The sequence below is a fragment of the Pseudescherichia sp. genome (assembly GCF_032052675.1).
Taxonomy (GTDB): Bacteria; Pseudomonadota; Gammaproteobacteria; order Enterobacterales; family Enterobacteriaceae; genus Pseudescherichia.
This window is the reverse complement of the sequence record NZ_DAMBWA010000002.1, coordinates 184,381-197,167: the sequence shown is the minus strand read 5'-3', so window position 1 is coordinate 197,167 and position 12,787 is coordinate 184,381. Positions and strand designations below refer to the sequence as shown.

The window sequence follows — 12,787 nt, the reverse complement described above, 5'->3', positions numbered from 1 at the left end:
TGGTTTAGGATTTGGTGATTAGGATAGCGGGCTGGTAATAAAAAGAAAGGGCTACTCACTATCTCAAAATAGTAAAATATTGAGATAGATTGCCGCAGGTGCTATAACTATCTCAAAATAGCTCCAAATTGAGATAGTTTTATGGCGATTAAAAAGGTTCCAGCACCCGTTCCGTTTTCTCAGCTAAGCGGCAGGGAGTTAGAAGCGTATCAGCACTATAACCGGGTAACTGACGGTAAAGGACGCTATCTCCCCTTTGAAGAGTTTCAGTATCGAATTAAAAAAGGCGAGGATGTCACGATAGCCTGGACGTTGACGCGTCTGGCGCGTAACGCCGCTCTTCAGCGCATTGATTATCACAACGAGGCTGGCGAGCCGGCTGGTTTCAATATCACCCCTGCCATATATGAAGTATGCGAGTTAGCGGATAAACATGCGACAGCATTGGCACTGAGTGAACAGATCGAGCGGCTACGTGGTGCCGGAGCCGAGTTAAGTCAGTTGCGTTTTGAAGAGCCCATTACCAGTTCCCAGCTTGAAGGTGCAAATACCACCACGCTGGTGGCGAGAAACATGCTTGAATCCGGACGAGCGCCGCGTACCGAGGATGAGCAGATGATCGCAGGCAATGCGCGTTTAATGGCGGAAATCCCCGAGTTGGCAGAGGAAGGGCTTACGTTGGGTCTTATTCGTAAGCTGCACGCTATCGGTATGGGCGGCATTAATGACAAAAAGTACCGGCCAGGCGAGTTCAGGGAGACCGATGATGTCGTCATTGCCGATTATGACGGCAATATTGTTCATCAGCCACCGCGGGCAGCGGCGCTTGCGGCTCGGCTGCAAAACATCTGTGACTGGTTAAACAGGAAAGATGCGTATATCCATCCTCTGATAAGAGCATGCATTCTGCATTTTATGATTGCTCACGAGCATCCCTTCAGGGATGGAAACGGACGGACCAGCCGGGCGCTATTTTACTGGTACATGTTAAAAAGCGGCTATGACGCCTTTAAATACATTTCAATCAGTCAGCTCTTGCACGCTGCACCGGTGAAATATGCCCATAGCTACCAGTATACTGAGACCGACGGTATGGATCTCACTTACTTTCTTGAATATCAGGCCAGTACCATTGGGCGTGCACTACGGGTATATCTTGAGCATATCGAAACGATTACCAACAGAAGCGCAATGATCGACCGTCGGCTGTTTGAGTCTGGCGCGCTGAGACGTTTGACGTCACGCCAGGTGACGCTTTTAAACGTTATGCTATCGACGCCGAGAAAAGCCTATACCGCCGCTGACGTCAGCGAACTGTTGGGGGTATCGGATAACACGGCACGAAACGATCTGCGGGCAGTAGTTAGGGAAGGGTTTGCGCTTGAGAAGAGAGCAAACGACCAAAAAACAGTTTATGTCGGCTTGCTCTCTGGCATCAGTAGCTGAAGCACAAAACAGGCATATATCTTGCTTTATCTCCGGTACGTTTCTTTAGCTCAGGTACCAACATGCCTCTTTCCGCTCTCGATTTCGTACTGGCCGCCCGACGAAGTGAAATAACCGGTCTACAACAGCTACTGCAAATGAGCAAGCTGGTGGGCGCGGTTAGCCAGCTTATCCATCTCCTGCAGCGCGAGCGGGGCACGGTAAATATCTATCTCTGCTCGCAGGGAACTCTCTGGGGCGATCGGCTCAGCGAGCGGTCGCGTCAGGTTCAGCAGGCCGTACTCGCTATGGACACGCAGCTGCTGGCATTGGATCTCGCCGGACAGCCAATGGCTAACGCATCGCGACTCTTCAGCCGTATCGCCATCGCGCTCAACAGTTTGAGCAGTTTGCCGGCGCTACGGGAGCAGGTTGCGGCGCTGAGTATTCAGCAGCCCGAGGCGATGAGCTGCTATAGCGAGGTAATACGCACCCATCTGGCGCTAATATTCGAAGCCGCCGATACCTCCGGCGATCCCGCGGTGTCACGGGCGCTGCTGGCTATGTTCAGCTTTATGCAGGGTAAAGAGCTGGCCGGGCAGGAGCGCGCCCTGGCGGCGGCGGGCTTTACCTCGCGACACTTTGATGACCAAGCGCATCAGCAGCTGCTGGAACTCATTGAGGGACAAGAGCGCTGCTTTCACACCTTTATGGAGTTTGCCGACGAATGCGCTCTGACGCTATGGCAGCAACAGCAGCGCACCGACAGCAGCGAGCTGGAACGCTTCCGGCGCATAGCCTGCACCTGCGCAACCCCTGCAGGAGAACCCCACGACGTCGCGCTGCGCTGGTTTGACATCGCCACGGCACGCATTGATGGTATGAAAATCATTGAGGACCGGCTGGAGGAGAGACTCATGGCGTGCTGTGAGCAGCGGATCCACGATGCGCAACGTTGCGGCGCGCGGCAACAGCAGGAGATTGCGCAGCTGCCACAGCGGGATAACCACTATGCGGCGCTGATCCCGCCCCAGCTCAGCCGCTCCATACTTGAGCTTATTGAGCAGCAATCTCGCCAGCTGCAGGCCCAGGATGCTGAGCTGGCCGCGCTGCGCGCCACGCTTGCCGACCGTAAGCTGGTGGAGCGTGCCAAAGGCTTATTGATCCAGCACCACGGCATGAGCGAGCCGCAGGCGCATAAGATCCTGCGGGACATGGCAATGAAGCAGAATAAGAAGCTGGCGGAGATTGCGGAAGCCATGCTCTCCGTGGCGGCGGTGATGGGTAAATCAGCGCCGTAATCCTTAAGGAGTAGCTGCACCGACAGTGTGCAAATTATCGCCCGTTGCAGTGCAGACAGAATCTCCTTTTCTGTCTTTTCGATTATAACCTGCTGTTTTACAGCGACATACTGAGTTGGCACATAAGCTGCATTAGTTAATTTGTAAATGAGTAAAAAGCACATAGCGACTAAGCCAACGGCGGCTTAGGTAGCGTTTCGGATAAAGGCGTCCGTTAGCGTTCAGGAGACTGAGCGCTAACTGGACGCTTTTTTTTTGCGCATTTTTCACCATACAGGAAGCCGCAATGAAGCAAGACGATAACAACACCGGGGTAAGCCTCTCCCGCCGCCGATTTCTGGCAAACAGCGCGCTGCTGGGCGGCAGCATGCTGCTACCGGGCTTTATCAACAGCGTCTGGGCAGCGGGTTACGATGCGCCAGAGAAAAAAGAGATCCGCGTAGGCTTTATCCCGCTAACGGACTGCGCCTCGGTGGTGATGGCAGCGGTGAAAAAGTTTGATGAGAAGTACGGGATCAAAATCATCCTCAGCAAAGAGTCCAGCTGGGCGTCGGTGCGCGACAAGCTGGTCTCCGGCGAGCTGGATGCCGCCCATGTACTGTATGGGCTGGTGTATGGCCTCCAGCTCGGCGTCTCCGGCCCGCAGCATGATATGGCCATGCTGATGACCCTCAACAATAACGGCCAGGCGATCACGCTCTCGAACCAGCTGAAAGCGGCGGGCGTGACCGATGCGGCCTCGCTGAAAAAAACCGTTGAGGGCAGCCCAAAGGGGACCTACACCTTTGCCCAGACGTTCCCCACCGGCACCCACGCCATGTGGCTCTATTACTGGCTGGCCAACGCCGGGATCCATCCCTTTAACGACGTGCGCAACGTGGTCGTGCCGCCGCCGCAGATGGTGATGAATATGAAAATCGGCAACATGAGCGGCTACTGCGTCGGCGAACCCTGGAACCAGCGCGCCATTCTGGATGGGATTGGTTTTACCGCCGCGACGACACAAGAGATCTGGCCCGATCATCCGGAAAAAATCCTCGGCACTACCTCCGCGTGGGTGGCCGCTAACCCCAATACGGCCCGCGCGCTGACTGCGGCGGTGCTGGACGCCTCCCGCTGGATCGACACCTCCGACGCAAATCGGATTGAAACGGCGAAAACTATAGCGGGACGCGCCTACGTCAACACCTCGCCAGAGACCATTCAGGGACGGATGCTCGGCGACTATGACAACGGGCTGGGCAAGAAGTGGAAAGACGCTCACGGCATGCGCTTCTTCAACGATGGGGCGGTGAACTATCCGTATCTCTCAGACGGCATGTGGTTCCTGACCCAGCACAAACGCTGGGGGCTTATCGATGCCGACCCGGACTATCTGGCGGTCGCGAAGACGATCAACCGCACCGATCTCTATAAGCAGGCGGCGACGGCGGTAGGGGGCATCAACCTGCCCGCCAGCGATATGCGCAGCAGCACCCTGTTCGACGGCAAGGTCTGGGACGGCAGCAACCCTGCTGAATATGCCAACAGTTTTGCTATGAAACGCTAAGTGAGGCCGACATGTCTATCAACACCAAAACGAATGTGGTTACGCTGGCCGCCGAGCCGGAGAGCGCGGAGATCCTGCCCCTGAAAACGGCTATACCGACGCCGCCGTCAGAGGTGACAAAACCAGTACCTGCCAGCCGCCTGCGTAAAGGCATCCAGGGTGCAGTGAAGAAAGCGGTGCCCGGAGTGCTGGGAGCCGTTGTGCTGATCGTCCTCTGGCAGATCGCCGCCCTGAGCAGCAATGGCTTTCCGACGCCGCTGAAAACCTGGGACGCGGCCAAAATCATCTTCGCCGAGCCGTTTTATATCGCCGGGCCGAACGATATGGGTATCGGCTGGAATGTGCTGGCATCGCTCAAACGCGTGGCGCTGGGCTTCGGTCTGGCGGCGCTGGTGGGGATCCCCCTCGGCTTTCTCATTGGCCGCTTTAGCTTTATTGCCAACATGCTTAACCCGGTTATCGCCTTGCTGCGCCCGGTCAGCCCGCTGGCCTGGCTGCCGATTGGCCTGCTGCTGTTCCAGCGCGCAGAGCCTGCCTCGGCGTGGACCATCTTTATCTGCTCTATCTGGCCAATGATCCTCAATACCGCCGAAGGGGTGATGCGCATTCCGCAGGACTATCTCAACGTGGCACGCGTCCTGAAGCTCAGTGAGTTCACCGTGATGCGCAAAATCCTCTTTCCCGCCGTGCTGCCGCACATTCTGACCGGGGTTCGCCTCTCAATCGGTATCGCGTGGCTGGTGATCGTCGCGGCGGAGATGCTCACCGGCGGCGTCGGGATCGGATTCTGGATCTGGAACGAGTGGAACAACCTCAACGTGGAAAACATCATCATCGCCATTCTGCTGATTGGCGTCGTGGGGATGCTGCTTGAGCAGGGCCTGATGGCCATTGCCCGCCGGTTTAGCTACGGCAACTAGTCACAAGAACCTCAGGAGCCTGATATGAAACATGAGAAAGCCATTATCCGTATAGAAAACGTTACCCAGCGCTTTCATACCGCCCAGGGGCCGTTTTTGGCGCTCGACAACGTCAGCTTTGAGCTTGCCCGCGGCGAAACCGTCAGCCTTATTGGCCACTCGGGATGCGGGAAGTCAACGCTGCTGAACCTGATCGCCGGACTGAGTCATCCCACCGAAGGCGTGCTGCTGTGCGATAACCAGGAGATTAGCGGGCCTGGCCCGGATCGCGGCGTGGTGTTTCAAAACCACTCCCTGCTGCCGTGGCTGACCGCCTTTGACAACGTTGCCCTGGCGGTAGAGCAGGTCTTCAAAGGCAGGATGAGCAAGAGCGAGATGCAGGCGTGGATTGAACACAACCTTGAGCTGGTACATATGGGGCATGCCATGCACAAACGCCCCGGGGAGATCTCCGGCGGTATGAAGCAGCGGGTAGGTATTGCCCGGGCATTGGCAATGAAGCCGAAGGTGCTGCTGATGGACGAACCCTTTGGCGCGCTGGATGCCTTAACCCGCGCCCATCTGCAGGATGCGGTGATGGAGATCCAGTCCCGCCTGAACACCACCATTCTGCTCATTACCCATGACGTTGACGAAGCAGTGCTGCTCTCTGACCGGGTAATGATGATGACAAACGGTCCTGCGGCCAAGGTTGGCGAGGTACTGCATGTCGAGCTGGAACGACCGCGCTCGCGGCTAACCCTGGCGAACGATCCGCGGTTCCATCACTACCGTCAGCAGGTGCTGCACTTCCTGCATGAAAAACACCGGGCCGTGGCCTGAGACCGCGGGCGAGGTAAGCAGAATGGATAAACCTCTCCTGGTGGTTATTGGCAACGGTATGGCGGGCGTACGGCTGGTGGAGAGGCTATGCGAGCTGGCCCCGACGCGTTATCGGATCGTGGTCATTGGCGACGAAGCGCAGCCTGCCTATAACCGGATCATGCTTACGCCGGTGCTGGCGGGCGAAAAGCGCTTAGCTGACATCACTACCCACGACAGCGCGTGGTACGAACGTTACAACGTCACGTTAATCGCCGGTTCCCCAGTGACGGCCATTGACCGCGAGGCCCGCACCCTAAGCGTCAATGGGCAGAAGCTGGGTTACGATCGGCTGGTGATCGCGACCGGATCGCTGCCCTTTATGCCGTCGCTGCCGGGGGCGGATCTGCCGGGTATCTATGGTTTTCGCCATCAGCAAGACGTCGAGAGCATTCTGCATGCGCTTAGACCGGGGCAACCGACGGTGGTGATTGGCGGCGGCGTGCTCGGCATCGAGGCCGCGGCGGCGCTGGCGCTGCGCGGTATGCAGGTTACGCTGCTGCACCGTGGACCGTATCTGATGGATCAGCATCTGGATCGCCATGCGGCAGATCTCCTGCGCAATGAATTAATGGCACGCGGTATTGAAACGGTGCTGGAGGCGGAGACGATAGCCTATAGCGCCGATGAAAGCGGACATGTTCAGTTTGTGACGCTCCGCGATGGGCGGGTCATTCCTGCCCGCCGGGTCATCGTTGCCGCTGGCGTGCGGCCTAATATCAGCCTGGCGCAGGCTACCGGGCTGGATTGCGCCCGTGGAATCCTGGTCGACGATTGTCTGCAAACCTCCGATCCGTATATCTCCGCGATTGGCGAATGCTGCCAGATAGGTGAGCAGACCTTTGGACTGGTGGCGCCGTGCTGGCAGCAGGCAGAGTCACTCGCGGCAAAGCTGGCCGGGGTGAGCGCACCGCCGATGCGCGTCCATGAGGTACCGCTGCGGCTTAAGGTCACCGGTATCCATCTTTTCTGCGCCGGAACGCTGCATGGCGAACATGACGCGGAGATCCATTCCACCTTCGATCCCTTTGACGGCCACTATCGTCGTCTGCTTATCCAGAATAACCAGCTGCAGGGCGTGCTGCTGTGGGGAGACATCAGCGACGGGCCGGACTACGTCGCCCGTCTCGGTCACTCTCAACCCAGCCTGTTTATGCCTGACGCGCTACATCCCATTTCCCTGAAAGAGCCGTTATCGCGTGAGATAGCGAGGAGCAACGTTATGTCAAAACCCGTTTTAGTGATGGCCGGACACGGCATGGTCGGCCACCATCTTCTGCAACAGCTGGTCGAGCGCGAACTGCACCTTCACTATCAAATTATCGTCTTCGCCGAGGAGAAGAGACCGGCCTACGACCGGGTACATCTCTCGGAATACTTCTCAGGGCGCAGCGCTGAGTCGCTGTCGATGGTAGAGAGTGATTTCTTTGCGTTAACCGGGATTGAACTGCGTCTCGGGCACGGCATTGAACATATCGATCGCCATCGCCGTTTTGTGATTGATACGCAGGGGCGGCAGACCGCCTATGATGTGCTGGTTCTGGCAACCGGATCCTATCCGTTTGTGCCGCCGATCCCCGGCAACGATATGCCTGGCTGTTTGGTCTATCGCACCATCGACGATCTTGAGGCGATTCAGGCCTGTGCGCAGCAGGGGCGTGTTGGCGTGGTTGTCGGCGGCGGCCTGCTGGGCCTGGAAGCCGCTAACGCGCTGAAGCAACTTGGTCTGCAAACGCACGTCGTGGAGTTCGCGCCGCGGCTGATGGGCGTGCAGCTTGATGAAGGCGGGGCGGCGATGCTGCGCCGTAAGATTGAAGCCCTCGGCGTGCAGGTGCATACCGGTAAAGAGACCCGGGAGATTGTGCCGGGAGAGAGCAGCCATTACCGGATGGTTTTCGCCGACGGCAGCCATCTGGAGACCGATCTGGTGCTCTTTTCTGCCGGGATCCGTCCGCGAGACCAGCTGGCCCGAGAGTGCGGCCTCGAAATTGGCCCGCGCGGTGGGATTGTGATCGACGATAGCTGCTGTACCTCCGATCCGGCTATCTTTGCCGTCGGAGAGTGCGCCCTGTGGAACGGGCAGATATTCGGGCTGGTAGCGCCCGGTTACCAGATGGCGCGTACCCTGGCGGAGACGCTTGCCGGCAACGAGGCGGCCTTTAAAGGTGCGGATATGAGTACCAAGCTGAAACTGCTTGGCGTTGAGGTAGCATCGGTGGGCGATGCGCATGCCCGCACGCCGGGCAGCGAAAGCTATAGCTGGGTGGACGGCCCGGCAGAGATCTATAAAAAGATAGTGGTATCAGCGGATCGCAAGCGTCTGCTGGGCGCGGTGCTGGTGGGTGACAGCAGTGAATACAGCACGCTGCTGCAGATGATGCTCAACGATATGCCGCTGCCCGCCAGTCCGGAAGGGCTCATTCTGCCCGCCAGCGCAGGCAGTGCACCGCAGGCGCTGGGCGTCGCGGCGTTGCCGGACGGGGCGCAGATCTGCTCCTGCCATAACGTCAGCAAATCCGACATCTGCAACGCCGTGAAGGAGGGCTGCGGTGACATGGCCGCGATTAAATCCTGCACTAAAGCGGCCACGGGATGCGGCGGCTGTGCGGCGCTCACCAAACAGGTGATGGAGTTTGCGCTGAGTGAAATGGGCGTCGAGGTGAAAAAGGATATTTGCGAGCACTTCGCTTACTCACGTCAGGAGATCTATCACCTGGTGCGCGTAGGCAACATCCGTAGCTTTGATGAGCTGATCGGTAAACACGGTCACGGCCACGGGTGTGAGATCTGTAAGCCGCTGGTGGGTTCGGTACTGGCGTCGTGCTGGAATGAGTATCTGCTTAAGCCGCAGCATCTGCCATTACAGGATACTAACGATCGCTTCTTTGCCAATATCCAGAAGGATGGCACCTACTCGGTGGTGCCGCGCATTCCCGCCGGGGAGATCACCCCTGACGGGCTGATCGCTATCGGCCAGGTCGCCAAACGCTACAACCTCTATACCAAAATCACCGGCGGGCAGCGGGTTGATCTCTTTGGTGCCCGGGTGGAGCAGCTACCGGAGATTTGGCAGCAGCTCGTGGATGCGGGGTTCGAAACAGGTCACGCCTACGGCAAGTCGCTGAGGACGGTGAAGTCCTGCGTCGGCTCCAACTGGTGCCGCTACGGCGTACAGGACTCTACCGATCTGGCGCTGCGGCTGGAGAACCGCTACAAGGGGCTGCGGTCGCCGCACAAAATTAAAATGGCCGTCTCGGGCTGCACCCGCGAATGCGCTGAAGCGCAAAGCAAAGATGTCGGCGTCATCGCCACCGACAAAGGCTGGAATCTCTACGTCTGCGGTAACGGCGGCATGAAACCCCGGCACGCGGATCTGCTGGCCCAGGATCTCAGTACCGAGGCGCTGATCCGTACCGTGGATCGCTTCCTGATGTTCTATATCCGCACCGCCGACCGCCTGCAACGCACCAGCACGTGGATGGATAATCTTGAAGGTGGCATGGCGTACCTGCGCCAGGTGGTACTGGAGGATAGCCTCAATATTGCCGCCGAGCTTGAAAGCGAGATGAACGCCGTGGTAGCGACCTACCAGTGCGAATGGCAGACCACGCTGGCGGCTCCCGATCGTATCGCGCTGTTCAAACCCTTTGTTAACAGCGATGAGCCAGTACGAGCGGTGCAGGGCTGGGTGGAGATCTGTGACCTGAGTGAGATCCCGGCCAATGCCGGTATGGCGGCCCGGCTAACCCACCAGCAGATTGCACTGTTTCATCTGCCGGATCACCCCCAGCAGGTGTTCGCGCTGAGCAATCACGAGCCAAATAGCGATGCCAACGTGCTGGCTCGCGGCCTGCTGGGCGACGTGAAAGGTGAACCGATAGTGATTTCCCCTCTGTATAAGCAGCGGTTCCGTTTGCGGGATGGCCGCAGCGTGGACGATGGGCAAAGCACACTGAGCGTCTGGCCGGTAAAAGTGGAGAACGGACGCGTCTGGGTGCAGGCGTATCCCGAGAGCCACACGGCCCGGCCTGCCGAGATTATCGAGACGGTGAGCCTATGAATAGCGCAACGATCTCTACCACCTGCGCCTACTGCGGTGTGGGCTGTGGCGTAAAGATACAGCCACAGCAAGAGGGGTGTACCGTCAGCGGCGACGCGTCACACCCAGCTAATTTCGGGCGGCTATGTGTGAAAGGCAGTGCCCTGGGTGAGACGCTGGATCTGGACGGGCGTCTGCTGCACCCGGAGATTGACCGCCAGCCGGTAAGCTGGTCGCAGGCCTTAGACACCGTCGCGCAGAGATTGCAGGCTATCATTCGCGTTCATGGTCCGCAGGCGGTGGCGTTTTACGGCTCCGGCCAGCTGCTGACAGAGGACTATTACGTCGCCAACAAGCTGATGAAGGGCTTTATCGGCGCGGGAAACATGGATACCAACTCGCGGCTGTGTATGGCCTCGGCGGTAGTGGGCTACAAACGTGCGTTTGGAGCCGATGTAGTACCGTGCAGCTATCGGGATCTCGAGCTGGCCGACTGCGTGATCCTCACCGGGTCGAATACCGCCTGGGCGCACCCGGTAGCGTATCAGCGATTGGTCCAGGCCAAAAAAGCACGGCCGGAGATGCGCATTATCGTCATCGATCCACGGCAGACCGCCACCTGTGACATCGCCGATCTGCATTTGTCGCTGCGTCCCGGCAGCGACGCAGCCCTGTTTTGCGGGGCGCTTAATGCAATGGCCGAGCGTGGTCGGCTGGATAGTGGATTTCTTTCTCATCATACCGAGGGTAGCGATGAAACCCTGGCTGCGGCGCGTGACTGGCCAGAAGAAAAGACCGCTGCATTCTGCGGACTGCCGCTCCCCCAGCTGCGGACGTTCTATCAGATGATTGCCGATAGCGACCGTCTGATCACGCTCTATTCGATGGGCATTAACCAGTCCAGCTCTGGCGTGGATAAGTGTAATGCCATCATTAACCTGCATCTGGCGACGGGTAAAATAGGGCGCGAAGGCTGCGGTCCATTTTCGATAACCGGTCAGCCAAATGCGATGGGCGGTCGGGAGGTAGGCGGGCTGGCGAACCAGCTGGCGGCACATATGGGGTTTAATGCCGACGATATCGAGCGCGTAGGGCGCTTCTGGAATAGTGACAATGTCACAAAAAGCGCAGGACTCAACGCCGTTGAGCTGTTCCACGCTATTGAGAATGGAGAGATAAAAGCGGTCTGGATTATGGGTACGAATCCGCTTGTCTCGCTGCCGGATGCGGATCGGGTACGCGCTGGGCTGGCCCGCTGCCCGCTGGTCATTGTCTCTGATGTCATGCGCGATACCGACACCACCCGAGCGGCCCATATTCGCCTTCCAGCTCAGGCGTGGGGCGAGAAAAATGGCACCGTCACTAACTCAGAGCGCTGTATCTCGCGCCAGCGCGCTTTTCTTCCTGCACCGGGTGAGGCGAAACCGGACTGGTGGATCGTAAGCCAGGTTGCCCAACGGTTAGGGTATGACGAGGCATTTACGTATCAGCATCCGGCAGAGATTTTTCGCGAGCATGCGGCGCTGTCCGGCTTTGAAAACAACGGCTCACGGGCATTTGATATTAGCGGTCTGGCGCAGCTCTCCGACCGGGAGTGGGATGAACTCCGTCCGGTGCAGTGGCCGGTTAACGCGGCCACTCCGCAAGGCAGGGAGCGGCTGTTTACCGACGGACGTTTCTTTCATCCTGATAGCAAAGCAAGGCTGATCGCCATTACGCCACGGCTGCCGGTCAACCAGGCGACGGTCACTTATCCCTTGATTATGAACACCGGCAGGATCCGCGATCAGTGGCATACCATGACCCGCACCGGTAAAGCGGCACGCCTGATGCAGCATATCAGCGAACCGTTTTGTCAGTTTCATCCTGAGGATGCGCCACATATTCATGCTGGCGATCTGGTGCGCGTCTCATCATCCCACGGTTGGCTGCTGCTCCGGGCGCAGCCCGATCTCCTGCAACCGCGTGGCAGGGTATTTGTGCCGATGCACTGGAACAGTCAGTTTAGCCAGCAGGCAAGGGTGGATGCGCTGGTTGAGGCGCATACCGATCCGCTCTCCGGCCAGCCGGAAAGCAAACATATGCCGGTCAACCTGCGTCGCTGGCATACCGCATGGCAGGGCGAACTGTTTATTCGCGGCAGCCACCTGACGCCGCCCGTCACGGCATACTGGAGCCGGATCGCACAGCCTGGTGTCACGCACTACGTCCTGGCAGACGCCTCTACGCCTGCGGAGTGGCTGGCATGGCTCAACGAATACATCCCTACCGAACAATGGACTTGTCAGTCAGCCACCCTGGGCGATACCGGTTTCAACCTGCTGGCGTGGTCAGACGGCAAGTTACAGCTGGCGTTTTACGTACATCGCGACCGTCCCGAGCTGGAAAGACCGGCAATCGTAGCTGCGTTCAGCCAGCCGCCACAGACCGCGCAGCAGCGTCTGGCTCTGCTGGCCGGTAGGGCTGAGCACGGCAACGCTTCAGCCGGGGCAACCATCTGCAGCTGCTTTGGGGTAGGCGAAATAACCATTGCTGACGCCGCGCGACAGGGATGCAGCAGCGTGCAGCAGCTCGGCGCAAAGCTCAAATGCGGCACCAACTGCGGCTCCTGTATTCCAGAGCTGAAGAAGATCCTCGCGGAACAGATCACTTTGAATTCAGGCATGTCTTAATAGTGAGCGTGCCGTGTTCT

General features: G+C 58.3%; 7 protein-coding genes. All 7 read left to right on the top strand.

The genetic code is table 11. The features are described 5' to 3' along the window. Positions 1 to 141 precede the first annotated feature (141 nt). The 7 genes from RTX96_RS03465 (at position 142) to RTX96_RS03435 (ending at position 12,767) form a co-directional block, all read left to right on the top strand. Complete coding sequence (locus tag RTX96_RS03465) at positions 142 to 1,446, top strand: Fic family protein (RefSeq protein ID WP_312670146.1); 1,305 nt, start codon at positions 142 to 144, stop codon at positions 1,444 to 1,446. Between the two features lie 62 nt (positions 1,447 to 1,508). Continuing rightward, positions 1,509 to 2,726, top strand: a complete 1,218-nt coding sequence (locus RTX96_RS03460; RefSeq protein ID WP_312670145.1) for a nitrate- and nitrite sensing domain-containing protein — start codon at positions 1,509 to 1,511, stop codon at positions 2,724 to 2,726. A 286-nt stretch (positions 2,727 to 3,012) separates the two neighbouring features. Further along, on the top strand, positions 3,013 to 4,275 hold the full coding sequence (locus RTX96_RS03455; protein ID WP_312670144.1) for a CmpA/NrtA family ABC transporter substrate-binding protein: 1,263 nt from the start codon (positions 3,013 to 3,015) through the stop codon (positions 4,273 to 4,275). Positions 4,276 to 4,286: 11 nt separating this feature from the next. Further along, positions 4,287 to 5,195, top strand: a complete 909-nt coding sequence (gene ntrB, locus RTX96_RS03450) for a nitrate ABC transporter permease (RefSeq protein WP_312670143.1) — start codon at positions 4,287 to 4,289, stop codon at positions 5,193 to 5,195. A 24-nt stretch (positions 5,196 to 5,219) separates the two neighbouring features. Further along, on the top strand, positions 5,220 to 6,017 hold the full coding sequence (locus tag RTX96_RS03445; protein ID WP_103820256.1) for an ABC transporter ATP-binding protein: 798 nt from the start codon (positions 5,220 to 5,222) through the stop codon (positions 6,015 to 6,017). A gap of 22 nt (positions 6,018 to 6,039) precedes the next feature. Continuing rightward, on the top strand, positions 6,040 to 10,116 hold the full coding sequence (gene nirB / locus RTX96_RS03440) for a nitrite reductase large subunit NirB (protein WP_312670142.1): 4,077 nt from the start codon (positions 6,040 to 6,042) through the stop codon (positions 10,114 to 10,116). After that, positions 10,113 to 12,767, top strand: a complete 2,655-nt coding sequence (locus RTX96_RS03435) for a nitrate reductase (protein ID WP_312670141.1) — start codon at positions 10,113 to 10,115, stop codon at positions 12,765 to 12,767. Before nirB ends, RTX96_RS03435 begins: the two co-directional genes overlap by 4 nt. Positions 12,768 to 12,787: the final 20 nt, after the last annotated feature.

Coding starts and splice junctions, on each gene's coding strand:
- RTX96_RS03460 (WP_312670145.1), top strand. CDS start 1,509: ATGCCTCTTTCCGCTCTCGATTTCGTACTGGCCGCCCGACGAAGTGAA.
- ntrB (WP_312670143.1), top strand. CDS start 4,287: ATGTCTATCAACACCAAAACGAATGTGGTTACGCTGGCCGCCGAGCCG.
- RTX96_RS03445 (WP_103820256.1), top strand. CDS start 5,220: ATGAAACATGAGAAAGCCATTATCCGTATAGAAAACGTTACCCAGCGC.
- RTX96_RS03435 (WP_312670141.1), top strand. CDS start 10,113: ATGAATAGCGCAACGATCTCTACCACCTGCGCCTACTGCGGTGTGGGC.
- nirB (WP_312670142.1), top strand. CDS start 6,040: ATGGATAAACCTCTCCTGGTGGTTATTGGCAACGGTATGGCGGGCGTA.
- RTX96_RS03465 (WP_312670146.1), top strand. CDS start 142: ATGGCGATTAAAAAGGTTCCAGCACCCGTTCCGTTTTCTCAGCTAAGC.
- RTX96_RS03455 (WP_312670144.1), top strand. CDS start 3,013: ATGAAGCAAGACGATAACAACACCGGGGTAAGCCTCTCCCGCCGCCGA.